This is a genomic window from Brevibacterium sp. XM4083 (genome assembly GCF_006489205.2).
GTDB lineage: Bacteria > Actinomycetota > Actinomycetes > Actinomycetales > Brevibacteriaceae > Brevibacterium.
The window spans coordinates 226,465-250,853 of sequence record NZ_VFYR02000005.1; the positions used below are offsets into that span (position 1 = coordinate 226,465).

General features: G+C 70.0%; 24 protein-coding genes. 11 read left to right on the forward strand and 13 right to left on the reverse strand.

Annotated elements, in window-relative coordinates:
- Positions 1-40: 40 nt before the first annotated feature.
- From FJ887_RS16180 to FJ887_RS16200, 5 genes are read right to left on the reverse strand one after another with little or no spacing between them, the layout of a single operon-like run.
- Positions 41-1,327: a DUF58 domain-containing protein gene (locus FJ887_RS16180; protein ID WP_137824129.1), complete on the reverse strand. Its 1,287-nt coding sequence runs from the start codon at positions 1,325-1,327 to the stop codon at positions 41-43.
- Entirely contained in the window at positions 1,328-2,350 is a 1,023-nt protein-coding gene (locus FJ887_RS16185) for an AAA family ATPase (protein ID WP_137824128.1), read from the reverse strand. It lies immediately after the preceding gene.
- Positions 2,347-3,582: a DUF4350 domain-containing protein gene (locus tag FJ887_RS16190; protein WP_140955610.1), complete on the reverse strand. Its 1,236-nt coding sequence runs from the start codon at positions 3,580-3,582 to the stop codon at positions 2,347-2,349. Before FJ887_RS16190 ends, FJ887_RS16185 begins: the two co-directional genes overlap by 4 nt.
- Entirely contained in the window at positions 3,579-4,286 is a 708-nt protein-coding gene (locus FJ887_RS16195; RefSeq protein ID WP_181365672.1) for a DUF4129 domain-containing protein, read from the reverse strand. The genes FJ887_RS16190 and FJ887_RS16195 overlap by 4 nt, the downstream gene beginning before the upstream one ends.
- On the reverse strand, positions 4,283-5,338 hold the full coding sequence (locus FJ887_RS16200; RefSeq protein ID WP_140955611.1) for a hypothetical protein: 1,056 nt from the start codon (positions 5,336-5,338) through the stop codon (positions 4,283-4,285). The genes FJ887_RS16195 and FJ887_RS16200 overlap by 4 nt, the downstream gene beginning before the upstream one ends.
- A gap of 79 nt (positions 5,339-5,417) precedes the next feature.
- On the opposite strand from FJ887_RS16200, the gene mtrA reads away from it, so the two are divergent.
- From mtrA to hpf, 5 genes are all read left to right on the forward strand, one after another.
- Positions 5,418-6,098 (forward strand): MtrAB system response regulator MtrA, encoded by a 681-nt coding sequence (gene mtrA / locus FJ887_RS16205; protein ID WP_137827092.1) that lies wholly within the window; start codon positions 5,418-5,420, stop codon positions 6,096-6,098.
- Positions 6,095-7,867 (forward strand): MtrAB system histidine kinase MtrB, encoded by a 1,773-nt coding sequence (mtrB, locus tag FJ887_RS16210; protein ID WP_250786266.1) that lies wholly within the window; start codon positions 6,095-6,097, stop codon positions 7,865-7,867. The genes mtrA and mtrB overlap by 4 nt, the downstream gene beginning before the upstream one ends.
- On the forward strand, positions 7,864-9,588 hold the full coding sequence (locus FJ887_RS16215) for an LpqB family beta-propeller domain-containing protein (RefSeq protein ID WP_140955612.1): 1,725 nt from the start codon (positions 7,864-7,866) through the stop codon (positions 9,586-9,588). The genes mtrB and FJ887_RS16215 overlap by 4 nt, the downstream gene beginning before the upstream one ends.
- Positions 9,589-9,597: 9 nt before the next feature.
- Positions 9,598-10,308, forward strand: coding sequence for a ComF family protein (locus FJ887_RS16220; protein WP_137824744.1), 711 nt, complete (start codon positions 9,598-9,600; stop codon positions 10,306-10,308).
- Positions 10,309-10,375: 67 nt separating this feature from the next.
- Positions 10,376-11,056 (forward strand): ribosome hibernation-promoting factor, HPF/YfiA family, encoded by a 681-nt coding sequence (gene hpf, locus FJ887_RS16225; protein ID WP_137824743.1) that lies wholly within the window; start codon positions 10,376-10,378, stop codon positions 11,054-11,056.
- Between the two features lie 111 nt (positions 11,057-11,167).
- Here hpf and FJ887_RS16230 read toward each other — a convergent pair whose 3' ends face one another.
- The 4 genes from FJ887_RS16230 to FJ887_RS16245 all read right to left on the reverse strand — a co-directional run bounded on the left by FJ887_RS16230 (position 11,168) and on the right by FJ887_RS16245 (position 14,810).
- Positions 11,168-12,208, reverse strand: a complete 1,041-nt coding sequence (locus tag FJ887_RS16230) for a DUF418 domain-containing protein (RefSeq protein WP_137824742.1) — start codon at positions 12,206-12,208, stop codon at positions 11,168-11,170.
- A gap of 67 nt (positions 12,209-12,275) precedes the next feature.
- Positions 12,276-12,929, reverse strand: a complete 654-nt coding sequence (locus FJ887_RS16235; RefSeq protein ID WP_137824741.1) for a response regulator — start codon at positions 12,927-12,929, stop codon at positions 12,276-12,278.
- On the reverse strand, positions 12,926-14,185 hold the full coding sequence (locus FJ887_RS16240) for a sensor histidine kinase (RefSeq protein WP_171006979.1): 1,260 nt from the start codon (positions 14,183-14,185) through the stop codon (positions 12,926-12,928). Before FJ887_RS16240 ends, FJ887_RS16235 begins: the two co-directional genes overlap by 4 nt.
- Positions 14,186-14,246: 61 nt before the next feature.
- Entirely contained in the window at positions 14,247-14,810 is a 564-nt protein-coding gene (locus FJ887_RS16245) for a hypothetical protein (RefSeq protein ID WP_140955613.1), read from the reverse strand.
- A 171-nt stretch (positions 14,811-14,981) separates the two neighbouring features.
- Here FJ887_RS16245 and FJ887_RS16250 point away from each other — a divergent pair, with 171 nt between their 5' ends.
- Both FJ887_RS16250 and secA read left to right on the forward strand, forming a co-directional pair.
- Positions 14,982-16,226, forward strand: a complete 1,245-nt coding sequence (locus tag FJ887_RS16250; protein ID WP_249356662.1) for a winged helix-turn-helix domain-containing protein — start codon at positions 14,982-14,984, stop codon at positions 16,224-16,226.
- A 55-nt stretch (positions 16,227-16,281) separates the two neighbouring features.
- Positions 16,282-18,978 carry a preprotein translocase subunit SecA gene (gene secA / locus FJ887_RS16255; protein ID WP_140955614.1) on the forward strand — a complete coding sequence of 899 codons (2,697 nt, stop codon included), beginning with the start codon at positions 16,282-16,284 and terminating at the stop codon, positions 18,976-18,978.
- Between the two features lie 40 nt (positions 18,979-19,018).
- On the opposite strand, the gene FJ887_RS16260 is transcribed toward secA, so the two are convergent.
- Both FJ887_RS16260 and FJ887_RS16265 read right to left on the reverse strand, forming a co-directional pair.
- Positions 19,019-19,477, reverse strand: coding sequence for an Rv3235 family protein (locus FJ887_RS16260; RefSeq protein ID WP_137824737.1), 459 nt, complete (start codon positions 19,475-19,477; stop codon positions 19,019-19,021).
- The gene (locus FJ887_RS16265) at positions 19,474-20,289 is read right to left on the reverse strand and encodes a LysM peptidoglycan-binding domain-containing protein (protein WP_212743285.1); all 816 of its coding nucleotides are present in this window, start codon (positions 20,287-20,289) and stop codon (positions 19,474-19,476) included. Before FJ887_RS16265 ends, FJ887_RS16260 begins: the two co-directional genes overlap by 4 nt.
- Before the next feature lie 138 nt (positions 20,290-20,427).
- Here FJ887_RS16265 and FJ887_RS16270 point away from each other — a divergent pair, with 138 nt between their 5' ends.
- A complete protein-coding gene (locus FJ887_RS16270; RefSeq protein WP_137824736.1) occupies positions 20,428-20,943 on the forward strand; it encodes a hypothetical protein in 516 nt (171 codons plus the stop codon).
- 37 nt (positions 20,944-20,980) lie between these two features.
- Here the strand turns inward: FJ887_RS16270 and FJ887_RS16275 are convergent, their stop codons facing one another.
- Positions 20,981-21,202: a helix-turn-helix domain-containing protein gene (locus tag FJ887_RS16275; RefSeq protein ID WP_137824735.1), complete on the reverse strand. Its 222-nt coding sequence runs from the start codon at positions 21,200-21,202 to the stop codon at positions 20,981-20,983.
- A gap of 164 nt (positions 21,203-21,366) precedes the next feature.
- Here FJ887_RS16275 and FJ887_RS16280 point away from each other — a divergent pair, with 164 nt between their 5' ends.
- The 3 genes from FJ887_RS16280 to FJ887_RS16290 all read left to right on the forward strand — a co-directional run bounded on the left by FJ887_RS16280 (position 21,367) and on the right by FJ887_RS16290 (position 23,780).
- Entirely contained in the window at positions 21,367-21,996 is a 630-nt protein-coding gene (locus FJ887_RS16280; RefSeq protein ID WP_137824734.1) for a hypothetical protein, read from the forward strand.
- Positions 21,997-22,001: 5 nt separating this feature from the next.
- Positions 22,002-23,252, forward strand: a complete 1,251-nt coding sequence (locus FJ887_RS16285) for a CpaE/TadZ family protein (protein ID WP_140955615.1) — start codon at positions 22,002-22,004, stop codon at positions 23,250-23,252.
- Positions 23,253-23,321: 69 nt separating this feature from the next.
- Positions 23,322-23,780 carry a DUF6912 family protein gene (locus FJ887_RS16290; RefSeq protein WP_137824732.1) on the forward strand — a complete coding sequence of 153 codons (459 nt, stop codon included), beginning with the start codon at positions 23,322-23,324 and terminating at the stop codon, positions 23,778-23,780.
- Positions 23,781-23,789: 9 nt separating this feature from the next.
- On the opposite strand, the gene FJ887_RS16295 is transcribed toward FJ887_RS16290, so the two are convergent.
- The gene (locus FJ887_RS16295) at positions 23,790-24,254 is read right to left on the reverse strand and encodes a DUF2505 domain-containing protein (RefSeq protein WP_137824731.1); all 465 of its coding nucleotides are present in this window, start codon (positions 24,252-24,254) and stop codon (positions 23,790-23,792) included.
- Between the last annotated feature and the right edge of the window lie 135 nt (positions 24,255-24,389).

The window sequence follows — 24,389 nt, forward strand, 5'->3', positions numbered from 1 at the left end:
GGTCCCGCGCCGAGGCGGTGGTCGGCAGTGCCCGTGCGGCTCAGAGTCGGCCGGTGGCCTTGAGCCCGATGTAGAGGTCGGCGAGCGCTCCGGGCAGGCGCTCGGGGGTCGCTGCGACCGAATCGACGCCGATCCCGCGCAGCCGGGCACGCAGGGCCTCCACCGTGAGGAGCTCGGCGGCTGCCGCGGCTGCGGTGTAGACCTCGGTGGCGTCGCCGCGGCGGGCGGCGAGGTCGTCGAGGTCGGGGTCGGCGACGGAGGCGACGACGACGCGGTGGCGGCTCATCAGCGTCGGGAGGACGGGGAGGATCTCCTCGGCCACGGTCGCCTCGTCGAGGGCAGTGATGACGACGACGAGGGCGTGCTGCCGCGAGGTCGCGAGCACGCTGGCAGCGATCTGCTCCCAGTCGGCGTCGTAGAGCTCGGGGTGGACGGGGGTGAGCGCGACGGAGAGGTCGTGGACCGGGTCGGAGGAGCGGTGGCTCGAGGCGGTCGCGCGCACCCGGGCATCGGCGACGATGACGTCGACGCGGTCGCCGGCCCCGGCGGCGAGGGCCGTGAGCAGGAGAGCGGATTCGAGGGCGGCGTCGAAGACCGTGCCCGCACCGCTGCGGCGGGCGGCGAGCCGGGAGGAGTCGACGACGATGACGACCCGGCGATCGCGCTCCGGGCGCCATGTCTTGACGATGAGGTCCTGGGCGCGGGCACTGGCCCGCCAGTCGATCGACCGGACGTCGTCGCCGTCGACGTAGTCGCGCAGGGAATCGAACTCGGTGCCCATGCCGCGGATCATCACCGCCGACCGCCCTTCGAGCTCCCGCAGCTTCTGCACCTTCGACGGCAGCTCCCGGCGGGAGACGAAGGGCGGCAGGACCCGGATCGCCGCGGGGACGTCGACGCTCTTCTGCCGCCGGACGAGGCCGAGGGCAGTCGCCGTGCGCAGCGTCACCTGATCGGCGGCGAGGGCACCGCGTCTGCGGGGAGTGAACACGGTCGTGATCTCCCGCGTCTCACCGGGATCGAGGGTGAGCGCGGTCCGGGTGCTGTGGGCTCCGGCGCTCGGGGCCCACGCGTCGCGCACGTGCAGCCGGATCCGCCGGGGCGAATCGTTGACGAGGGTGAGTGTGGCCGTGGTGTCCTCGCCGAGGCGGACCATCGGCCCCGGCGTGCGCTGGAGGCCGATGAGGCGCGGGGCGGGGGCGAGCCGCCAGTCGACGACGGCGACGACGGCGATGACCCCGGCGACGATGAGCGCGCTCGGCCACCCCGGGACGAGCATCACCGGCACGATCCCGAGGAGGGTGAGGAGAAGCAGACGAGAGGTCATTCAGCGGGGGACCTCGGTGGTCGCGACGATCGAGTCGAGGACCTGGCCGACGTTCAGCCCGTCCATCTGCGCCTCCGGACGGAGGATGACCCGGTGGCCCAGGGTCATCGGCACGAGGAACTTGACATCGTCGGGGGTGACGTAGTCACGACCGGCCAGCCAGGCCAGGGCGCGAGCGGCGGCGAGCATCCGCGTCGCCCCGCGGGGTGAGACGCCGAGTGCCAGGGACGGCGCCTGCCGGGTGGCGCGGGCGAGATCGACGATGTACGTGATGATCTCCGGTGCGATGTGGACGGTCGCCACCGCCTGCCGGGCCCGGGCGATCATGTCGCGGTCGAGCACGGGGCGCAGCCCCGCGTCGTCGAGGCGGCCGGCGTCGAAGCCGTGGGCGTGCCGGTCGAGGATCTCGAACTCGCGGTCGCGATCGGGCAGGGTGAGGACGAGCTTGAAGAGGAACCGGTCGAGCTGGGCCTCCGGCAGCGGGTAGGTTCCCTCGTACTCGAGGGGGTTCTGCGTGGCGGCGACGATGAAGGGCTCGGGCAGAGCCCGGGAGCGGCCGCCGACGGAGACCTGATGCTCCTCCATCGCCTCGAGCAGCGCCGACTGCGTCTTCGGCGGCGTCCGGTTGATCTCATCGGCGATGAGGACGTTCGTGAAGACGGGCCCGCTGCGGAACTCGAAGTCCGAGGTGGCAGCGTCGAAGACGAGCGACCCGGTGACGTCGGAGGGCATGAGGTCGGGGGTGAACTGGATGCGCGTGTGATCGAGGTCGACGGCCGTGGCGAAGCTGCGCACGAGCAGGGTCTTCGCCACCCCGGGCACGCCCTCGAGGAGCACATGGCCCTGGCACAGCAGGGCGAGCAGCAGGCCGGTGACCGCATCGTCCTGGCCGACGACGGCCTTGCCGATCTCACCGCGCACCGCGGCGAAGGCCGCCGCGAGCGGGTCGGCGGGAGACTCGGCCGGTGGGACGGCCGGTGCCTGCGGGGGAGTCGAGGGGCGAGCGGGGTGGCTGCTGGTCATGGGATCTCGCTTTCGATGACATCGATGAGGTCGACGACCTCGGTGAGTTCGCGGTCGGTGGCGGGGGCGGCGGTGACGAACGCCCAGGTCACCTGCGTGGGGTCGCGGCCTGTCGCGCCGGCGATCCGAGTGAGGAGGACATCGCGGCCGACCTCGGGACCGAGCGCGAGACGCCCGGCGATGCGCAGCAGCGCCGCGGTGCGCAGCGCGTGGAGGGCCCCGGCGCGGTCGCGACTGCGCTCAGCCAGTGCCGCCCGGCCGAAGACGGTCTCGACGGCGGGCACGACGACGGGCAGGCGTTCGACGGCCAGCGGTCCGAAGCGGCGCCCGAGGACGAGGAGGAGAACGAGGAGGCAGGGGACGAGCCAGCCCGCGCCGGCGAGGAACCAGCTGGGCACGAAGTCGATCGTCGACGGGGGAGGAGCGACATCGGTGCCCTCCCGCGGGTAGTAGACGACGAGGTTCGGAGTCTGCGACAGCGTCGAGAGGGACAGCGCCGCGTTGCCGTCCTCGTCGATCTCGCCGTTGCTCAGCCAGCTGCCGTTGCCGAGGACCGTCAGCGGGACGTCACCGCCGTCGTCGACGACGAGCTGCCCGGCGGGGTCGCTCGGGTCCGCGATGATTCCGGGTCCGGTCTGCGGATAGCAGATGCTGATCTGCCGGTCACCGGGCTCGACGGCAGAGTAGAGGTTCTCACCAGTGCTCACGTCACCGGCCGCCACGGCTGCGGGAAGCCGGCACGCGGGCGCGGACACCGGATCGGGGTCGGCCAGCGGGGAATCGGAGACCGCGGTGGTGAGCCGATCGGTGAACGCGCCGAGGCTGACGCCGGGGTCGACGAGGACGAGCCGGTTGCGCTCCTCGCGCAGGGCCGCGGTCAGCCCGTCGACGTCCCCGGGACTGAGGACGTCGGCACCGGCGGGAATGAGCAGCGTTGTGTCGGGCCGGGCACTCGCCTCCCGGGCCGCATCGAGGCTCTCCGTCGTCACCACCTCGGTGCCGTGGTCGCGCAGGGTCTCGACGAGGGCCTTCATCCCCTCCCGGCCCACCCCGTCGTAGTGGAGCGGGTCCTCCGGGGCGCGGTCGCTGGTCATGAGCATCGTGGCGATGACGGTGATGAGGACGACGACGGCGCCGACGATCCACACCCCGGCCGAGCGCAGCCGGGCGCTCAGCGGCACCGCCGCGGTGCTCCGGGTGCCGCGGGTGGCGACATCGATGGCCGCGCTCATCGTCCCGCCTCGGCGGTCACGGTCCGCGAGACGCCGCCGCTCCGGGCGGCGACGTCACGGTGAGCGGACAGGGCGTCGAGCTCGGCGTCGAGGGCGAGGAACTCGGCGTAGACGCCCGCGAGATCGGTCAGCCCGAGCTCGTCGTCGGGCCCGAACATGAGGTCGTTGAAGACGCGCGAGACCTGCGCCAGCGCGGTCGCGTGAGCGGGCAGGGCGGTGCCGGCGACGCGGGTGATCTCGTTCGCGGTCTGCGCGGCTTCGAGGTCGATGACGTGTCTGAGGCCGAGGACGGCGAAGATCGCCCGGGCCTCGTCGATGACCGCGGTGCGATGATCGCCGCGTTCGTGGGCGGCTCGGGCGCTCTCCCGCCAGGGTTCGGGGCGCGGGGTGGCGACGACGGCGTCGAAGGCCGCCAACGGCATCCGGGCCCGCCGCAGTCCCAGGCGCCGCACCCGCCAGACGATGAGCCCGATGAGCACCGCGACGCCCGCAACGACGAGGAGGAGCAGCCACGGCGAGTTCCCCTTCAGCGCCGCGGAGAGGAGCGTGGCCCAGACATCGCCGAGCCAGCGCCCGAGCTGTTCGAGCGGTGTGAGGTCGTTCTCCGCGTACTCGCTGCGGCTGAGTTCGCGGTTGATCCACTCGCGACCGGTGTCACGGTCGATGACCCCGGAGGCGGCGGAGGCGATGACGGGCGGGATCATGACGCGGCCGCCTCCTCGGTGCGGATGACGACGAGGTCGAAGCCCTCGCTGCGCATCCGGGCATCGAAATAGCTCGCGCACACGAGGCACGAGAAGTAGCCGTAGAGGACGGCGGAGGAGACTGCGGTGAGGGCGAGGACGAGGGCGCCTGCGGTGACCGCGATCGCCGTCATCACCGCGGTGTCCCCGCCGGAGGTCGAGAGGAGCGCGGTGAGGACGATGGTGAGGACGAAGATGAAGGGAGCGATGACGAGCTGGATGAGCTGATTGGCCAGCAGGTACCCGAGTCCGAGCTGGCCGAGGGTCCGCCAGAAGCCGCTGCCGGTCAGCCGCCACGAGCGGGCGAGGGCCGCGCCGATGCCGAGGCCCTCGGCGGCGATCACCGCACCGGTGAAGGCCAGGCGCAGGTTGAGCCAGACGACGGCGAGCACCCAGACACCGAGGAGGATGAGTCCGATGACACCGCCGATGATGGGAGCGCCGAGGAGGCCGGCGGCCACGGCGGGGCCCGCGACCAGCGCCAGCAGCACGGTGTCGATGCCGGTGATGAGCACGGCCGCCCCGATGAGCCGCCAGCGGCGTCCGGCCAGGGCGCGCCAGGCCTGCGTCAGCGTCGTCCGCCGTGCCCCGAAGGAGTTCTCGGCCCCGGGGGCGAGCAGTCCGGCGAGGAAGTGGACGAGCCCGAGGCTGAGCAGGCCGAGGACGAACGATCCGAGCTGCGCGAGGAGCGCGAGGCCCGACATCGCCTCGTCGTCGGCCATGACGTCTGAGAGGAACGGCAGGAAGGTCAGCGTCAGCGCCGTGCCGGCAGCGGTGAGCGCCAGCGTGCCGAGGGTGAAGACGATGAGCGGGGCGCCGATGGCCAGGGATGGGATGAAGCGGAGCAGGCGGAAGCCGGCGTCGAGGACCTCGAAGAACGTCAGGGGACGCTTGGGGAGGATGCCGCGGGGAAGCGGCGGTCGCCACGGCGAATGCCCCGGAGACGGACTGCGAGGCTGCCACCGGCCGGTTCGCCAGTCGACCTGCGAAGTCCATGCGTTCTCTCGTCCCATTGCAGACAATCCTGCCACGGATGGCCGTCACCGGGTGTCCCGGTCGAAACTTCACATGACTTTAAGCGACAATGGAGGTATGAACGCTCGTATCCTCGTAGTTGATGATGACACGGCTCTGGCCGAGATGATCGGAATCGTGCTCAAAAGTGAGGGCTTCGAACCCTTCTTCGCCGCGACCGGCGACCAGGCCTTCGACGAGTTCCAGAAGGTGGGACCCGACCTCGTGCTCCTCGACCTCATGCTGCCCGGCAAGGACGGGCTCGAGGTCTGCCGGGAGATCCGCGACGTCTCCGCGGTGCCGATCATCATGCTCACGGCGAAGTCGGACACCGTCGACGTCGTCCTCGGTCTCGAATCCGGCGCCGACGACTACGTGCCGAAGCCGTTCAAGCCCAAGGAGCTCATCGCCCGGGTGCGGGCGCGTCTGCGCATCTCCGAGCCGCAGGCTCCCGAACTGCTCACCGTCGGCGATGTCGTCGTCGACGTCGCCGGGCACACCGTGACGAAGGGCGGGGCGCCGATCTCGCTGACCCCCCTCGAATTCGACCTCCTCGTCGCCCTGGCCCGCAAGCCCTGGCAGGTGTTCTCGCGTGAGACCCTGCTCGAAGAGGTGTGGGGCTACCGGCATGCTGCCGACACCCGGCTCGTCAACGTCCACGTCCAGCGCCTGCGCTCGAAGATCGAACGCGATCCGGAGAAGCCGGACATCATCGTCACCGTCCGCGGGGTCGGGTACAAGGCGGGCCGAGCGGCGTGAACCCCACCTCCGCCGTGCGCGGAGCCCTCCGCACCACAGCGAACGGACTCACGAGCCTCTGGGCGTTCATCCGCCGGTCGTTCAGCTACTCCCTGCAGGTGCGGATCGTCGTCCTCACCGTGATCCTCACCTCGGTGGCGATCTTCGGTGTCGGCACGTACATGTCCCAGCAGATCTCCCGCGGGCTCTTCGACAACCGGCTCGACTCCCTGTCGAAGCAGGCGGCGACGATCGTCGCCGAACTGCGCAGCGTCGCCCCGGCCGACGGGCAGGCCGTGACCCAGGAGAACCTGTCCTCCCAGCTCTCATCGATCTTCAACCGCTCGACCGGCTCGGTCTACGCGCTCACCCTCCAGCCGCGGGACCCGAACTCGTCGTTCTCGACGATCAGCGTCGGCATGGACTCCTCGGCCGAGTCGGCGGCGGAGATGCCGGTGAGCGCGGATCTGCGGGAGGCGATCGGTCAGGCGCCGACCGATGACATGCTCTACCAGTCGGTGAGCCTGCCGGGCGGGCAGGGGCCGGGCCTGCTCATCACGCAGGAGCTCACAGTGCCTGGGGCCGGGCAGTTCCAGCTCTACTACCTCGGCGATCTGTCCGAACAGCAGAACACCCTCGACTTCGTCCAGCGGTCGATGCTCGTCGCCGCCCTCGTCCTCGTCGTCCTCGTCGGTGCGGTCGCGTGGATCGTCACCCGCCTCGTCGTCACCCCGGTGCGCACCGGCGCCGAGGTGGCCCGCCTCATCGCCGACGGCGACCTCGACGAGCGCATGCCCGTCCACGGCAACGATGAGATCGCGGTGCTCGGCGAGAGCTTCAACGACATGGCCGACACCCTCCAGCACCAGATCCAGCAGATGGAGCGGCTCTCGGTGCTGCAGCGGCAGTTCGTCTCCGATGTCTCCCATGAGCTGCGGACCCCGCTCGCGACGATCCGCGCCGCCGCCGACCTCATCTACGATGCGCGCGACGATCTCGATCCGGTGACCGCCCGCAGCGCCGAGCTGCTCAACTCGCAGGCCGAGCGCTTCGACGCCCTCCTCTCCGACCTCCTCGAGATCTCCCGCTACGACGCCGGGGCCGCAGCGCTCGTCGCCAAACCCGTCGACGTCGGCGCGATCGTCACCTCCGTCGTCGAGACCGTCTCGATGATCGCCGACCAGATGTCGACGCACATCGTCGTCCATGCCCCGTCCTCACCGGTCATGGCCGAGGTCGACCGGGTGCGGATCACGCGGATCATCCGCAACCTCGTCGTCAACGCCATCGAGCACGGCGAGGGCAGGCCGATCGACGTCTACGTCGCCTCGAACGCCGAGGCGGTGGCGGTGAGCGTGCGCGACCACGGCGTGGGCATGAATGAGGAGCAGGTCGAGCACGTCTTCGACCGGTTCTGGCGCGCCGACCCCGCCCGCAAGCGCACCCTCGGCGGCTCCGGGCTCGGCCTGGCGATCTCGCTCGAGGACGCCCACCTCCACAACGGCTGGCTCCAGGTGTGGGGCAATCCCGGGGAGGGCTCGTGCTTCCGGCTGACGCTGCCGCGCCGTCCCGATCAGGAGATCACCTCCTCGCCGCTGCCGCTGCCGCCGCGGGACGCGCAGATCCGCGGCTCCGCCCTCGTCGCCGGCCCGATGTCCTCCGACGGCTCGGTGCGGATCCAGACCGGGTCGATCCCCATCGTCGTCGAAGCCGATCTCGCCGAGGCGGCCTCCGACCGCAGCGAACCCGCCGAGGCCGAGGAGAGCGAACTGCAGAAGGGAAGCTCATGAGACCGTCGACAGCCCGGATGCGCGTGGTCACGATCGTGTTCGCCGTCTGCGCGAGCCTCGCCCTGACCGCATGCTCCTCGATTCCCACGAGCTCACCGGTCGGACACCTCCCGGCCGCCTCGAACGAGGCCGCGGCCGGCAGCGCGCGGACCCCCGACGGGCCGAAGCCCGGTGACAGCGTCGGGGAGATCGTCCGCGGGTTCCTCGCCGCCGGTGCCGGGACCGGCAACAACTTCGCCGTCGCGAAGTCGTTCCTCACCGAGGCGGAGGCTCAGGAGTGGAACCCGCTCGCCTCGGTGTCGGTCCTGCCCGGGGACACGGACCTCGACTCGCTCAACTACGAGGTCACCTCGGACCAGAAGACGCTGACGATGTCGGCCCCCGTCGTCGGCATCGTCGACTCCTCGGGGATCTTCTCCTCGGCGACTCCGGACACCCGCTCGAACCTCGAGTTCTCGCTGCGCCAGGAGAACGGCGAATGGCGGATCTCCTCGGCCCCCGACGGCCTGCTCGTCACCCCGACGACGTTCCGCACGATCTTCCTCAGCTACTCGCTCGAGTTCTTCACCTCGGACTTCTCCTATCTCGTGCCCGACTCCCGGTGGTTCCTCCGATCGTCGTCGACCCCGACGGCGATCATCAACGAACTCCTCACCGGGCCCGCGCCCTACCTCGCCGGGGCCGTCATCACAGCGGCCCCCGACGGGGCGAAGCTCAACGACTCGAACGTCGTGACGATCGAGAACGGCGTCGCCAGCGTCTCCCTCGGCAACCTCACCCCGGCGCCGACGGACCGGGAGAAGGGCCTCATCCGGCAGCAGATCGCCTCGACGCTGCGCGCGATCCCCTCGGTCTCGAGCGTCGAGCTGACGATCGGCGGTCAGGTCGTGTCCGAGAGCCTGCAGCCGAAGACGGACTCCTCGGTCCAGGTCGATGGGCCGCCGGTCGTCATCGCCAACAATCGGATCTCCCGGATCTCCGGCACCACCGTGGCGCGGGCGGAGAACAGCCCCGACCTCAGCGATGCCAAGGCCAGCGACCCGGCCGTGTCCTTCGACGATTCGATCTACGCGTACCTCGAGGACGACGGGCAGCACCTCAAGCAGCTGCGCGCGGACTCCTCGGAGTCGCGCACCGTGCTCAACGGGTCGTCCCTCGTCGGGCCGAGCATCGACCGGTTCAACTCGATCTGGACGGGTGAGCGCGACAACAAGGGCGAGATCACAGCGGTCGGCCGCGACGATCAGGTCTACACCGTCGCCGCGGACTTCCTCTCCGGTCGCACCCTGCTCGACCTCGAGGTCTCCCGGGACGGCACGCGGCTGGCGGTGCTCAGCCGGCAGGGCGATCAGCCCGAGCGCATCGACGTCGTCGGCATCCCGCGCGACCGGGCGGGCAATCCCGCCGCCTCCCTCTCCGACGCCCCGCTGCAAGTCGGATCGTACTTCTCCGGGATCCAGGACATCTCGTGGGGCGGGTCGACCTCGCTCGCGGTGCTCGCGCAGCTGCCGGGGGAGACCGTCCAGCCCTACCGGGTCCATGTCGCGGGTCCGCCCGAGCAGCTCGGCCAGCTGCCCGGCGGCGGCGATCGGATCGCCGCGGGCGAGGACGGTCGCTCGATCCTCGTGACCGGCAGCGCCGGCGAGATCTACTCGTACAACTCGAATGCGTGGCAGAAGCTCATCGACGTCACCGCGAAGGATCCCGCGTATCCGGGCTGAGTCGCTGCGATGGGGCTGCTGAGCGAGTTCTCCGATCTCTTCCTGCCGCGGCGGTGCGCGGGCTGCGGGCGGGAGACCGTCTCGCTGTGCACGACGTGCCTCATGCTCCTCGGCGGCATTCCTCGCGCGATGGAGCCGCGGTACGGAACGCTGCCCGTCGTCGGGGTCTCGGAATACAATTCGCGAGTGTCCCATATGGTGGTCAATTTCAAGGACAACGGCCGCCGGGACGTCCTCGACCCGCTCGCTCTCGCTCTCGCGCGGGCGATCGTCGCCGCTCTCGACCTCGTCGGTCATCCGGGCGGACCGGTGGGCGTCGTGCCCGCACCGAGTTCGCAGGCGGCTCTCCGCCGCCGCGGAGGATCGCACACCGCGGCCCTCGCCCGGCGCGCCGGACAGCTCGCTCCGGACCTGTCGCTCGAGGTCATCGACGTCCTCGCCGCGCGCAGGCGCCACGACCAGGTCGGGCTCGGGGCGCACGAGCGGGCGCACAATGCGGAGAACTCGCAATTCCTCATTCCGGATCTGTCCGCCGAGCGGGTGCGGAACATCGCTGAGGAGACTGCCACGGTCATTCTCGTCGATGATTTCTCGACCACCGGCGCGACCTTGGCCGAAAGCGCAAGAGTATTAACATCGGTGCAGGTCAGACCCGCTGTTGCCGCAGTCATCGGACTCGGTCGCGGGGGCACTCGATTTGTCTCTCCCTTTACTGTATAACGGTGTTTACCCATCCAAGGGAATGGGATCGGATTCATCCGAAGAACGAGTCGCCAAAGGACCCATCATGGACATTGTTGTCACCGGACGCCAACTGACCATCTCCGACAGCTTCCGCGCGCACATCGAAGACAAGATCGCCAAAGTCGAGCAGCTCGCGCCTCGCGCGCAGCGTGTCGAGGTCCACGTCGCTCACGATAAGAACACGAAGCAGCCCGAGACGAGCGAGCGGGTCGAACTCACGGTGGTGGCGAAGGGTCCGGTCATCCGCGCCGAGGCGATGGCGAGCGACAAGTACGCCGCCCTCGACCTCGCGTGGGCGAAGCTCGTCGAGCGCTTGAGGCGGGCCAGGGACAGGAACAAGGTGTCCCGCGTCGGCCGTCATCGCAAGGAGTCCACCGCCGAGGCGCTGGCGAAGATGCCCGTCGCCGAGCCGCTCGGTGGGACCGCGGCGGATGCCGACGCCGAGGCGACTGCCTCGGCGCCCGATCAGACGAACGGCCGGATCAAAGCCGAGGGCGATTCGCCGGTGGTGCTGCGGGAGAAGTCGTTCGCCGCGGCGCCGATCGGCATCGAGGAGGCGCTCAACCGCATGGAGCTCGTCGGCCACGACTTCTACCTCTTCATCGACGAGGAGTCGTCGAAGCCCTCCGTCGTCTACCGCCGGAAGGGCTGGAGCTACGGTGTCATCGCCCTCGACGAGGACCTCGTGAGCGAGGAGGCGCTGCCGGAGACGGTCGCCGAATAACCTCTGGGCGGACCTGACGACGCGACCGAGGCGGCACACCCCGACGAGAGGGGAGTGCCGCCTCGGTGCATGTCCGGGAGGTGGGCGGCCCCGCGCTCGGCGCGGAGCTCCTCAGCGCTCGGCGCGGGAGGGACCCCACGTGACGATGCGCCAGAGGCGCTCGAGCGGGCCCTGGGAGAAGAACCGCAGCCACAGGGCGGAGGCGATGATCTGGACGATGAGGATCGCCGCGCACACCACCGCAGCCGCGACGTAGCCGCCCTCGCTGTCGAGGGCCGCGAGGTCGGGGACGAGGGCGCGGACGCCGACGAGGAGGAGCGTGGCGCCGATGTAGTTCGTCAGCGCCATCCGCCCGAGCGGGGCGAACACGGCCCGGAGGACCGCCTCGGCGGGGGTGCGCATGAGGAGCATGACGACGATGACATAGCACAGCGCCATCGTGATCCCCAGCCCCGCGGTGATCCACTGATCGAGCTGGCGGGTGAGGTAGTCCGTGGTGAGGAACCCGGTGACGGTGACTGCGGCGGCGAGCACACCGACGAGGGCGAGACGGCCCGGATGGGCAAGGGCCGTGCGGACGAAGCCCGTGTACCCGATCGCGAAGCCGAGGAGGAAGAGTCCGGGGATGATCGCCATCCCGCCGCCGGTGGCGACTCCGGCGATGAGGAGGAGCGCGCCGAGACCCGAGGTGATCGCCGGAAGCACGCGGGCGGGCAGCCACGTCGAGGGCAGCAGGACGACGAGCGCGGCGATCGCGTACGGCAGGAGCGCCTCGCCGGGCTGGAGCAGCATGTGGAGGGCGCCGAGGACGCCGAGGAAGAGGAACCGGCGCAGCAGGGCCAGCCGCGGACGGGGGCTGCGGCGGCGGGCGGAGTGCCACATGATGCCGAAGCCGATGCCGAAGAGGATCGAGAAGATCGGGAAGAACCGGCCCTGGACGAAGTCCTGGCTCGCGGCATAGAACCCGAGGGTGTCGCCGCTGCCGTCGACCGAGTTGAGCCCGAACATCGGGGGCAGGTTGACGACGATGATGCCGCACAGGGCGACGCCGCGCAGGACGTCGAGGGCGGCGATCCGGCGGGGGCGGGTGAGCTGGTCGCCGGTCGGCTGCGCGGGAGCGGGCACCGGCGGGATGAGTGCGTGTGAGTTCATGGCTTCCATCCTCGTCGGGGAAGCGGCCTGAGACATCGGCCGGGTGACCGGTTCGCCGGCCCCGCCCTCAGCCGTTCGGCTGATTCATCGCCCCCGACTCCCACATGCGCGCGGCGATCTCGACGCGGTTGCGGGCGCCGAGGCGGGTCTGGATGTTCCCGAGATGCGTCTTCACGGTGCCCAGGGAGATGTAGAGCTCGGCGCAGATCTCCTGGTTCGTCAGGCCCGTGGCGACGAGGGCGGCGACGTCGCGTTCGCGTTCGCTCAGACTCTCGACCCGGGCGCTGCCGGGACCGGCCTGCGCCCGCGCCGCCGGTGACCGACGCTTGAGCAGGTCGAGCGTCAGGGCAGGGGAGATGAGGGCCTCACCGTCGACGGCGGCCTTGACCCCGGCGATGAGGAGGTCGGGTCCGGCGTCCTTGAGGAGGAATCCGCTCGCCCCCTGGTCGAGGGCTGAGTCGACGTACTCCTCATCGTCGAACGTCGTGACCATGATGACCTTCGTCAGGGGAGTCAGGCGCGGGAGTGCGGAGAGGCCGTCGAGGCGGGGCATGCGGATGTCGAGGAGGACGACGTCGGGCTTCTCCCGCTTTGTCAGGTCGATCGCATCGACCCCGTCGGCGCCCTGGGCGACGACGGTGATGTCGGGGTCGGCGTCGAGGATGAGCGCGAACCCCATCCGCACCATCTCCTGATCGTCGACGAGCGCGACGCGGATCATGCTCTCTCCTCTCCGCCTTTTGCGGGGTCGATCTCCTGTGAGTCTGTCGGTGCCGCGGCACGCACGGGCAGGTGCGCGCACACCTGCCAGCCTCCTCCCGGCGCCGGGCCGGTCTGCAGGGTGCCGCCGGCGCTGACGACGCGGTGCCGCATCCCGATGAGACCCGTGCCGCTGCCGCGGCCGATTCCCGCGGTGCCCGGACCGTTGGCGATCGTCAGGGTGAGGGCACTCGGTCTGCGCGCGGAGTCCGGACCGGCGGCCGTCTGCGGGGCACCGCCTGTCAGCGGGTCGTCGGCGGTGAGCGGGTCGTCGGCGGTGAGCGTGACCGTGACCGGCACCGTCGTGCCGGCGTGCCGGCGGATGTTCGTCAGCGCTTCGACGAGGACGCGGTCGAGCACGGCCCAGACCGGTGCGGGGACCGCCTCGGCGAGGGACCGGTCGATGTCGGCGCGGACATCGGTGCCGCCGGAGGCGCGGAAGGACTCGACCCGGTCGGTCAGGCTCTGCGGTCCCGTGGCCACCGGGAGGCGGGCGGCGGCCGACGTGTCCTCGGCGGTGGAGGAGACGAGCGCGCGGATCTCCTCGAGAGCGCGCGTGCTCGAGTCCTCGATCTTTCCCAGCGCGGTGTGGAGGATGCCGACGTCGCTGCTGCGGCCGGCAGCCTGGGAGAGCACGACGATGCCGGTGATCTCGTGGGCGACCATGTCGTGGAGTTCGGTGGCGATGCGGCGGCGCTCGTCGGCCACGGCGGTGGCGTGGCGTTCGACGAGGGAGCGATCGACCATGCGCAGCAGCAGCCCCAGGGCGAGGGCGGCGATGACTCCCGTGGACGCGCCGAAGGCGAAGGTGAAGCCGTCGCCGGCGGCGAAACCGGCCACGAGCCCCGGTGCGAGCACGGTGATGACGGCGAGGACGACGAGGCCGATGATCTGCTGCGCCGAGGCGGCGACCCGACCGAGGACGGCGAGGACGACGAAGCTCAGCCACAGCACGGTCACGCCGATGCCCTCGCCGAAGACGAGCGCGATCTGTGCGGCCGTGAGGACGGCGACGGCGACGAGGAGCAGGCGAGCGGTCGCCGAGTCGACCCCGGCGGCGGTGCGGCTGGGCATCCGCGTCCGGATGAGGATCGCGGTGCAGACCACGGTGGCGACCACCGTGACGAGAGCGGTGAACGGACCGAGCGAGGCGAGGAGGTCGAGTCCCAGGCAGAGCGGGATCGGGACGAGCCACAGCCAGGTCAGGACGGTCTTCATGCCTCGGAGTCTAGTCATGACCGCGCTCTCGCGCGGCCATGACTGAGTCGGAGGGCGAGGATCAGGCCAGGGCGCACGTCGGGCCCGCGTACTCGAGCTCTGCGGCGACGCCGGACTGGTTGGCGAACACGGAGGTCAGCGTCACGTTCTTCCGCAGGGGGAGCTCACCGAAGCTGCGGCCGTCGGCGAAGACCTCGAGCCTGCCGTCGCCGGCGGTGCCGGAGAACTTCACGGTCTTCCCGTCGATCGTCGCCTTGTCGGTGTAGGCGCCGTCGGCGTCCTCGACCGGCTGAGCGCCGGCCTTCGGGTAGTCGAAGGTGACGAAGCGGGTGACCCGGTCGGCCTTGCCGTCGGCGAGTTCGCGGACGAGGAGCTGATCCTTGTTCATGCCCGGCTGCGGGGCGACGTCGACGTAGGTGAGCTCGGCCCGCTCGGCCATCGCCGAGAGGATGAACGGCCGCCCGTGGACTTCGAGATGGGACGGCTTGACGTCGCAGGTGCCGAGGTAGTCCTCGACCTGGGCTTCGAGCTGCGCCTTCGACCGGTACTCCCAGTAGAAGAGCGCGCCGACGCCGACGGCGAGGACGGAGAGGATGGAGGTGAGGGTGATGATGACCTTCTTCATGGCAGGTCCTTTCGATCTTCGTGTGCCGACCGGAGGGTGTTCCGGCTTGTGATGTCCATCCTGTCGCCCGGCAGGGGGTCGCGAACTCAGCCGTTCGGCCGATCCGCCTCGGCCGAACGGGCGGAGCTGTCGCTGCGGGGCCGCGTCAGTGGCGTGGCCTATCGTGGGGCCATGCAGACGATGTCACTGGCAGCGGCGCGACGAACCGCGATCGCGGCGACCGGTCTCGACCGTGCGCGCCCGCAGCAGGTCACCGCGTGCCACCTCAAGTCGACGTTCGAGAGGATGGGACTGGCGCAGATCGACTCGGTCGCCCGGGTCGTGCGCTCCCACTACCTGCCCTTCTACTCGCGGTTGGGCCCCTATGACCGCAGCCGGCTCGACCGTCTCCTCTACTCCGCCCCGCGGATGGGCGTCGAGTACTGGGCGCACGCGGCGGCCTTCGTGCCCCCGGAGACGTGGCGCCACTTCGACCGCAGCCGTGCGGAGTGGTGGCGCCAGGATCACGGACAGCGGCACCCGGAGACCGGGGCTGCGTTCCGCGCCCTGCAGCGGTCGCTCCTCGACGCGCTCGAGGACGGACCGCAGACCGCCAGATCGGCCTCCGAGCTCGTCGACCACGACATCCCCGAACGCCACCGCGGGCACTGGGGCTGGAACCCGAGCCAGGTGAAGACGGCGCTCGAGGCGCTCTTCGTCTCCGGGGCGGTGAGCTCAGCGGGGCGCAACGACCACTTCGAGCGCATCTATGCGCTGCCGCGCGATGTCAGCCCCCTCCTCGGCGAACCGGTCCTCACCTACGGCACCCCGGAGGATCCGGATCTCGGACTGCGCAGCGGTGCGGGCAAGCCCCCGCGGGGCGTGTCCGGGACCGCCAACGATGTGCTCGCCCTCACCCGCATCGCCGCTCGAGCGCTCGGCGTCGCGCGCCCCGACTGCCTCGCCGACTACTTCCGTCAGCTGCGCGCCCCGACCGACGCCGCGATCGAGACGCTGCTCACCACGGGCGAACTCGTCGAGGTCGAGGTCGCGGGCACTCCTGCCCTGCGCTGGCACGCGGCGAGGACCCCGCGGACGACGGCGGCGAGGGCGCTGCTCGCCCCCTTCGACCCACTCGTCTTCCACCGCCCCCGCATCGAATGGCTCTTCGACTTCCGCTTCCGGATCGAGATCTACACCCCGGCGCCCCAGCGGCAGCACGGGTACTACGTCATGCCGTTCCTCCTCGGCGACCGCCTCGTCGCCCGCGTCGACGTCCACCGCGACGGTCGGGCCGGGGTGCTGCGCGCACTCAAGGTGACATGGGAGCCGGGGGAGGAGCACTGGGAGCAGCTGAGCGCTGAACTCGCCGACATGGCGCGGTGGCTGGGGGCGGAGTCGGTGGATATGTGCGGGACTCACCTGCCATTAAGCTAGGGACTATACAGTCATTCGAGTTGTCGTCAGGCGCCCAGCGCCGAATAGGAGAGAAGTGGCTAACATCCTCGAGAAGCTTCTGCGCACCGGCGAGGGTCGGACGCTGAAGAAGCTCCGCCGGTACACCGACGCCATCAATCAGCTGTCCGATGAGTTCAGCGAGATGTCCGACGCCGAGCTGCGCGAGGAGACCGACCGGTTCAAGAAGCGCGTGGCCGACGGGGAGTCGCTCGACTCGCTGCTGCCCGAAGCCTTCGCCGCGGTGCGCGAGGCCTCCGGCCGCACGCTGGGCATGCGCCACTTCGACGTCCAGCTCATGGGCGGTGCCGCCCTCCACCTCGGCAACATCGCGGAGATGAAGACCGGTGAGGGCAAGACGCTCGTGGCCACCGCGCCCGCGTACCTCAACGCGCTCACCGGCAACGGCGTCCACGTCATCACCGTCAACGACTACCTCGCGACCTACCAGTCCGAGCTCATGGGCCGGGTGTTCCGGTTCCTCGGCATGGAGACCGGCTGCATCCAGGCGAACATGCCCTCGGACGAGCGCCGGAAGCAGTACGCGGCGGACATCACGTACGGCACGAACAACGAATTCGGCTTCGACTATCTGCGCGACAACATGGCGTGGTCGTCCGAGGAGCTCGTTCAGCGGGGCCATTCGTTCGCGATCGTCGACGAGGTCGACTCGATCCTCATCGATGAGGCCCGCACCCCGCTCATCATCTCCGGCCCCGCCGAGGGCGATGCCAACCGCTGGTACGACGAGTTCGCGAAGGTCGTCAAGCGCCTCAAGGTCGACCGCGACTACGAGGTCGACGAGAAGAAGCGCACTGTCGGCGTGCTCGAACCCGGCATCGAGCGCGTCGAGGACTACCTCGGCATCGGCAACCTCTACGATGCCGAGAACACCCCGCTCATCAGCTTCCTCAACAACGCGATCCGGGCGAAGGAGCTGTTCAAGAAGGACAAGGACTACGTCCTCCTCGATGGGGAAGTGCTCATCGTCGACGAGCACACCGGTCGCGTCCTCAAGGGCCGCCGTTACAACGAGGGCCTCCACCAGGCCATCGAGGCCAAGGAGAACGTCAAGGTCCAGGCGGAGAACCAGACGCTGGCGACGATCACCCTGCAGAACTACTTCCGCCTCTACGACAAGCTCTCGGGCATGACCGGCACGGCCGAGACCGAGGCCGCCGAGTTCATGTCGACGTACAAGCTCGGCGTCGTGCCGATCCCGACGAACAAGCCGATGCAGCGCGTCGACCAGTCGGACTTCGTCTACAAGAACGAAGTCGCGAAGTTCGATGCCGTCGTCGACGACATCGTCGAGCGCCACGAGACCGGACAGCCGGTCCTCGTCGGCACGACGAGCGTCGAGAAGAGCGAATACCTCTCGAAGCACCTCGCCAAGCGCGGAGTCCGCCACGAGGTCCTCAACGCGAAGAACCACGCCCGTGAGGCCGCGATCGTCGCCCTGGCCGGACGCAAGGGCGCGGTCACTGTGGCCACGAACATGGCCGGACGCGGCACCGACATCATGCTCGGCGGCAATGCGGAGTTCATCGCCGTCGCCGAGATGGAGAAGCGCGGACTCGACCCCGTCGACGACGCCGAGGAGTACGAGAAGCAGTGGCAGGACGTCCTCGCCGAGGCGGAGGCGAAGGTCGAGTCGGAGGCCGAGGAGGTCATCGAGCTCGGCGGTCTCTACGTCCTCGGCACCGAACGCCACGAGTCCCGACGCATCGACAACCAGCTGCGCGGACGCTCGGGACGTCAGGGCGACCCGGGGGAGAGCCGCTTCTACCTCTCGCTCACCGACGACCTCATGCGCCTCTTCGGCTCCGGTGCCGCCGAGCGGATCATGGCCACGGCCAATGTGCCCGACGATGTCCCGCTCGAGTCGAAGATGGTCACCCGGGCGATCCTCTCGGCGCAGACGCAGATCGAGCAGCGCAACGCCGAGCAGCGCAAGAACGTGCTCAAGTACGACGATGTCCTCAACCGCCAGCGCACGGTGATCTACGACGAGCGCCGCAAGGTCCTCGACGGCGAGGACCTCGCCGATCAGGTCGCGAGCTTCCGCGAACAGGTCATCGACGCGTACGTCCAGGCCGCGACGACCGGCCCGGTCGAGGAGTGGAAGGTCGATGAGCTCTTCGAGGCGCTCGGCAAGATCTACACCCCCTCGATCACCGAGGAAGACCTCGCCGAGGAGGTCGGCGGGCTGAGCAACCTCACGAAGAACCGCCTCAACGCGGAGATCCAGTCCGACATCGACGTCTTCTACGCCCAGCGCGAAGAGGATCTCGGGGAGGAGGCGACGCGTGAGCTCGAGCGTCGTGTCGTCCTCTCCGTCATCGACAAGCGGTGGCGTGAGCACCTCTACGAGATGGACTACCTCAAGAACGGCATCGGCCTGCGCGCGATGGCCCAGCGCGACCCCCTCGTGGAGTACCAGCGCGAGGGCTTCGAGATGTTCACGACGATGCAGGACGGGATCAAAGAGGACGTCGTGCGTCTCACCGACACCCTCGAGGTCACCGTCAACCGGCCGCAGGGCGAATCCGGAGACGACTCGGAGGTCGAGGTCGACGCGGCGGAGCTGCGCCACACCACCCCGAAGATGCAGCTCTCGGCGCCCTCGGAGGACGGCGGCACCTCGGTGACCGAGGACGACGCCGACGGTGCGGACGACCCGGCACCGGCCAACCGCGCCCAGCGCCGGGCGAAGAAGAAGGCGAAGCGCTGAACCGGCGCTGAGACATGAGACGGTGCGGCCCGGGCGGGGCTCACATGGTCTGCAGCGCCGTCATCGTCCACCGGTTCGTCAGCAGCTCGAGGCGGATCGCCACGGCTCGGTAGCGCGCGGGCGTGCGGACCATGACCGTGACCTCGGCGACGGTCTCGGCGACGCGGCACACGCGGGAGCGCCCCGCCGTGAGGGTGCGTTCGGCGCCATGGTCGCGGACCGGTCTCGTCGGGGCGATCTCCGCCCGCAGCTGAGCGCGCCGATCGATCTTCTCGAGCAGCTCCTGGTCGACCCAGCGGGCGATCGTGTCGCTGCGCCGCACCCCGGAGAAGATCTCGAGGCACGCGATGGCCAGCGACGTCGCCGTCTCGGCGATCCGTTCGCCGTCATCGTCCGGCGGCAGCGATCGCGGGGGAGACGCACCGGTGGCGCTGCGGGTCAGCCGCGTGGCCGGGGCTGTCGTCCGGGCCGGGCGCGTGAGAACGAGGGGTGCGCTCATGAGGGGATCTCCAATCGCTGTCCGGGCATGATGAGATCGGGGTCGGCGCCGATGATGTCGCGGTTGGCCGAGTGGATGGCGGCCACGAGCGTCCCGCGCGCGTCATCGGAATCGGTGAGCTCGGAGGCGATCGACCACAGACTCTCCCCACGGCTGACGACGTGCACCGTCGGCTCGAAGGCGTCGGACGAACCGTCGGACGAGCCGTCGGGCGAATCGTCGGGCGGAACACCGTCATCGGGTGGAACACCGTCATCGGGTGGATCCGTGCTGCTGGGTGGATCGGTGCTGGTCGGTGGATCAGTGTTGCTCGGCGGATCGGCAGGGTCGGTCGTCGGCCATCCCGGGTCGAGCGGCGCACCGGGAGTCGTCGGCCATCCCGGGTCGGGCAGGGCCGCGGCACTGACAGGCCTGTCGTCGATACTCGAACTCCCCGTGACACTCGCCGCCCTCGGATCACCGGCGATGCCCGTGCCGGCATCTCCGGCGATAGTGCCGCTGAAGGCGAGGGCGCTCTGCGCCGCGCAGCCGACGGCGACGGCGGTGAGCACGCTCGACGCGAGCATCCGGGGCGCCAACCGCACCGCTGCCGCACTGAGCCGGGTCCGCAGACGACCGGTCGGGAGCACGGCCACGCCGAGGGCGAGGAGGGCGGTGACGCCGAGGCGGGCGAACGCGAGGACCGCGGCCCCGGCGAGTGTGAGGACGACGAGGTCGCTGACCGTCCACGGCTGGGCGAGGACCACCCACAGCGTGGCGAAACCGCCGAGCAGAGACAGCCAGGAGATGGCGCAGAGACCGATGAGATACATTGTGGACATCCTTAAGCGTGAATGTTCACTCAGGATGCAGTTTGATACTGTTTCATGTCAATAGTATCCGTCGAACTACGACAGTGTAGTTAGTTCAGTCTCTTGCGGACGTCGCGGGACTCGGGCAAGCTTCACGATATGGACGAGCGGATCGACGCCTTCCTCGATGACCTCGAAGCCATGCACACATGGCGGGAGCGTCATGCCCGACGCGGCGAGTTCTCCGATGAGCTGGCGATGCAGGCCGCCGAGCGGACCCTCCTCGAACGCCTGCGCGGCAGCCTCGGGGAGGAGGTCAGGGTGACGACCGAGAGTCGGGAGATCACGGGGACGGCGGCCTTCCTCGGCGCCGGGATCTGCGTCATCGCCGGGGCGGAGGTGACGATCGTGTCACTGGCCTGTCTCTACGAGCTGCGGACCGGATCCCGCCGGCACGACCACGGGGCGGGGGCGCTGGAGAAGCTCGGCATGGGATCGGCGCTGCGGCGTCTGGCCGCCTGGCATGAGGAGATCGTCATCGAGCTGCGGGCGACGGGCAGGACGATCCGCGGCCGCACCGACATGGTCGCCGCCGACTACGTCGAGATCGCGGGACGGATCATCCCGCTCTCGCGGATCGCCACCGTGCAGGCGCGGGTGAATCCCTTTGCGTGAGGGGCGCGGGAGACCTCTGCGGGAGCGGCGCAGGAGATCAGTCGTCGAGGAGGCCGGCCTTGATCTCGTGCTCGGTGCGCTCGTACATCCGCTGGATGTACGCCTCGATCTCGGCCTTCTCGACGCGCCACTGCCCGCGGCCGCCGACCTTGATGGCGCGCAGGTCGCCCGTGCGCACGAGGGCACGCGCCTGAGCGATCGAGACATTGAGCAGTTCGGCCACGTCGGTGAGTGGCAGGAAGCGGTTTTCGACGACCATGACGGTTCTCCCCAATTCCAAGCGACGGCATTGTTCCCAGCGATGACAGGGTTTCAAGCGACAACAGTTTTGCCTGAAATCATTGCTTTGACCCCATTTGATACTCGATACTATCACTCACAGGCAATTCCTGTCATGGGAAAATCCCCCGAATCGGAGATGCAATGGAGCTCTCGAGACGTTTCCGCCCACCCCGCTGGACCGATGCCAGACTGCTCGTCGGCGCAGTCCTCGTCATCGCGGCCATCGTCGCCACCTATCTCCTCGTCAGCGCCGCCACGGCGACGACGCGGGTCTGGGCCAGCGCGGCATCCCTCGTGCCCGGTCAGGCGCTCGGACCCGACGACCTCGTCGTCGCCGAGGTCAACCTCGCCGACGTCGGGGACAAGTACCTCTCCGCCGATGCGCCCCTGCCCCAGGACTCGAGCGTGCGCTCCGTCATCGCCGAAGGCGAGCTCGTGCCCGCCTCGGCGGTGACCCCGATGGCCGAACTCGAGGGCCGGATCGTCGCGATCGACGTCCCCGGATCGGTGCCCTCGGTCGTCGACCGGGGCAGCCTCGTCGACGTGTGGGCCCAACCGGAGTCGACGGGACTCGATGATGAGGCCGGCGACCCCGAGCAGATCGTCAGCGGCGCCCCGGTCGCGCACATCACCCGTGACGTCGGCAGCTTCGGGGTCGGCGACGGCGCCCGGATCGAAGTCTTCGTCCCGGCCACCGCGCTGTCCGGGGTGCTGTCCGCTCTCGACGGCCGCAGCGTCCTCTCCGTCGTCGGCGCTCCCGGCGGGAGCTGATCGCGATGCCCCAGGTGCTGCTCGCCGTCGACTTCGAGTACGACCTCATCCTCTTCGAACTGCTCAGCGACCTCGACGACGTCGACGTCATCGCCCGTCCCGCCGACGACGTCGAACTCCTCGCCCTGTGCCGGACCGGCAGCGCCGACATCGCGATCGTCGGCGAGTACTTCCCCGGCCTCGACGCCGACGTCATCGCGGCCGTGCTCGCCACCGGGACGAAGGTGCTCGGGGTCGGAGCCGATGAGGCGGCCCTGGCCCGTCTCGGCATCACGACGGCCGTGCCCGCCACCGCCGACGCCCTCCGGGTCGCCCGCGCCCTCGACGACGTCACCCGCAGCGCCGTCGTGCCGCCCCGCCCGGCGTCCCCGCCGGGACGCACCAAACCGGCCGGGCGGATCGTCACGGTGTGGGGGACGGGATCGTCCCCGGGGCGCACCCTCACCGCGGTCAACCTCGGCGATCAGTCCTCCCGTCTCGGACATCGCACCGTCGTCGTCGACGCCGACACCGTGGGGGCGATGGTCGCCACGACGCTCGGGCTGACGGAGGAGTCCTCCCACCTGGCGAGCCTGTGCCGGCTCGAGGCGGAGAAGTCCCCGCCCACCGACATCAGCGGGGTGCCGCACGCGGCGATCCGCGACGACTTCCACGTCATCACCGGGCTGACCCGGCCCGAACGGTGGCCGGAGGTGCGGGGAGCCGTGCTCCGCTCGGCGCTGCGCGACCTCGCAGGACTCTACGATCTCGTCGTCGTCGACGTCTCCGACCGCCTCGATCCCGACGACGACTTCGCCGATCCGTTCTACGACCGTCACTGCGCGACCCGTGCGGCCCTCGACGCGGCCGACGATGTCCTCGTGCTCGCGACCGGGGATCCGATCGGCCTGCAGAAGCTCGTGCGGCTCTTCGGCACCGAACGCTGCGAGCAGATGCGCGACACGCTGCGGATCGGGATCACGAAGGTGAGGGCCTCGGCGGTCGGGCATCCGGCGGAGACGCGGATCAGGGAGGCGCTCGGACGCTTCGCCGGGCGCGAACCCGACTTCGTCCTCAGCGACGACCGGGCGACCGTCGACGCCGCGCTGCTGTCGGGACGCACTGTGGCCGAGGTCAGGCCGAAATCGGTGCTGAGCCGGCAGTTCGCCGAGGTCGCTGCCGGGCTCCTGCCTACGCGCAGGCGGATCCGACACCGGTCCGGCAGTGCCCGGGGTGCGAGCGGGCGCGGAGTCGCGGCCCGCCTCCGGTCGCGCTGAGCCCCGCGGGTCGGCCCCGGCGGGGATCGTCTGCGCCTCATCCGGGGATCCTCGCCCTAGGATGGAGGCATGGCTGTTCGCTGCTACATCCCGACCACCCTCGCCGCCCTCGCCGCCGGCCTCCAGTCCGTGACCGCGGTCGCCCCGGACGCCGCTGCCGCCCAGCTCCGCGGTGACGACCTCGACGAGGCCGAGTTCACCGCCATGAGCATCGCCGCGGCCCTCGCCGCCGACGAGGCGCTGGGGTCCGGCGCGGAATCAGCGTCCCCGCGCGTCGTCGTCGCCTACGACGCGCCGTCGACAACCGGTCGGGAGCCGCTCGCGCCGGGATTCGATGCGCTCACCCTCACCAGGGTCGACGAGGACCGCATCGTCAGCGTCCACCTCGACGAGGCCTCCGACTGGGAGGCGGCGATCGAGCTGGCCGCAGCGCACGGGGCAGAGGCGGCCGGCGACCGCCTCGGCGAGTCCGATCTGCTCTGGTACGACCGGACCGAACTGCGCGATCTGCTCCGCGATCGCACCTGAGCCTGCGGGTCAGACCTCGGCGAGCCGGTCGAGTCGCTCGCGCAGCTGGGTCTCGAGGATGGGCACGAGCGCCTGTTCGATCATCGACCCGAACATCGGCACCGAGGAGCTGATCTCGGACCGCACGGTGGCCGCTGTGCCGCTGCCCTCGGAGACGAGGGTGAGGAGAGAGTCGATCTCCACGGGCACGCCGGCGGCGTGGGCGGTCATCCGGACCTCGGCACGATCGCCGATGACGTCCCCGGGAACCATGTAGACCTCGACGAGCTCGGCACCCGAGGGCAGGCGCGAGGCCAGGGTCGCCGGCAGCTCACTGGCCGGCACAGCGGTGCGCACGGTCACCTCGGTGTCGGGATCGACCCGCTCCGTCGTCGCCGCGGAGCCGAGCTTCTCCCACGTCGCGGCGTCGGCGAGCAGGGCGAGGAAATCGGTGAGTCCGATCGCATAGTCATGGCTGAGTGTCAGTGTTCTCATGCCCTCAGTCTGCCAGCCGATCGACGCCGTGCCGCGGCAGGCCGACCGGCGTGCCTTTCTCGCCGATTGAGCATAGTGTGGGGGATGGCGGCTCCGAGTCGAGCCGGCAACATTATTTGTGCGCTGATCGTAGAG

Bases quoted from the DNA above. Each gene is read 5' to 3' on its own strand.
- FJ887_RS16195 (WP_181365672.1), bottom strand. From the start codon at position 4,286: ATGATCCCGCCCGTCATCGCCTCCGCCGCCTCCGGGGTCATCGACCGT.
- FJ887_RS16200 (WP_140955611.1), bottom strand. From the start codon at position 5,338: ATGGGACGAGAGAACGCATGGACTTCGCAGGTCGACTGGCGAACCGGC.
- mtrA (WP_137827092.1), top strand. From the start codon at position 5,418: ATGAACGCTCGTATCCTCGTAGTTGATGATGACACGGCTCTGGCCGAG.
- FJ887_RS16235 (WP_137824741.1), bottom strand. From the start codon at position 12,929: ATGATCCGCGTCGCGCTCGTCGACGATCAGGAGATGGTGCGGATGGGG.
- FJ887_RS16240 (WP_171006979.1), bottom strand. From the start codon at position 14,185: ATGAAGACCGTCCTGACCTGGCTGTGGCTCGTCCCGATCCCGCTCTGC.
- FJ887_RS16215 (WP_140955612.1), top strand. From the start codon at position 7,864: ATGAGACCGTCGACAGCCCGGATGCGCGTGGTCACGATCGTGTTCGCC.
- FJ887_RS16260 (WP_137824737.1), bottom strand. From the start codon at position 19,477: ATGAGCGCACCCCTCGTTCTCACGCGCCCGGCCCGGACGACAGCCCCG.
- FJ887_RS16270 (WP_137824736.1), top strand. From the start codon at position 20,428: ATGGACGAGCGGATCGACGCCTTCCTCGATGACCTCGAAGCCATGCAC.
- FJ887_RS16245 (WP_140955613.1), bottom strand. From the start codon at position 14,810: ATGAAGAAGGTCATCATCACCCTCACCTCCATCCTCTCCGTCCTCGCC.
- FJ887_RS16185 (WP_137824128.1), bottom strand. From the start codon at position 2,350: ATGACCAGCAGCCACCCCGCTCGCCCCTCGACTCCCCCGCAGGCACCG.
- FJ887_RS16250 (WP_249356662.1), top strand. From the start codon at position 14,982: ATGCAGACGATGTCACTGGCAGCGGCGCGACGAACCGCGATCGCGGCG.
- FJ887_RS16295 (WP_137824731.1), bottom strand. From the start codon at position 24,254: ATGAGAACACTGACACTCAGCCATGACTATGCGATCGGACTCACCGAT.
- FJ887_RS16230 (WP_137824742.1), bottom strand. From the start codon at position 12,208: ATGAACTCACACGCACTCATCCCGCCGGTGCCCGCTCCCGCGCAGCCG.
- hpf (WP_137824743.1), top strand. From the start codon at position 10,376: ATGGACATTGTTGTCACCGGACGCCAACTGACCATCTCCGACAGCTTC.
- FJ887_RS16220 (WP_137824744.1), top strand. From the start codon at position 9,598: ATGGGGCTGCTGAGCGAGTTCTCCGATCTCTTCCTGCCGCGGCGGTGC.
- FJ887_RS16275 (WP_137824735.1), bottom strand. From the start codon at position 21,202: ATGGTCGTCGAAAACCGCTTCCTGCCACTCACCGACGTGGCCGAACTG.
- FJ887_RS16190 (WP_140955610.1), bottom strand. From the start codon at position 3,582: ATGAGCGCGGCCATCGATGTCGCCACCCGCGGCACCCGGAGCACCGCG.
- FJ887_RS16285 (WP_140955615.1), top strand. From the start codon at position 22,002: ATGCCCCAGGTGCTGCTCGCCGTCGACTTCGAGTACGACCTCATCCTC.
- FJ887_RS16280 (WP_137824734.1), top strand. From the start codon at position 21,367: ATGGAGCTCTCGAGACGTTTCCGCCCACCCCGCTGGACCGATGCCAGA.
- FJ887_RS16290 (WP_137824732.1), top strand. From the start codon at position 23,322: ATGGCTGTTCGCTGCTACATCCCGACCACCCTCGCCGCCCTCGCCGCC.
- FJ887_RS16265 (WP_212743285.1), bottom strand. From the start codon at position 20,289: ATGTATCTCATCGGTCTCTGCGCCATCTCCTGGCTGTCTCTGCTCGGC.
- FJ887_RS16180 (WP_137824129.1), bottom strand. From the start codon at position 1,327: ATGACCTCTCGTCTGCTTCTCCTCACCCTCCTCGGGATCGTGCCGGTG.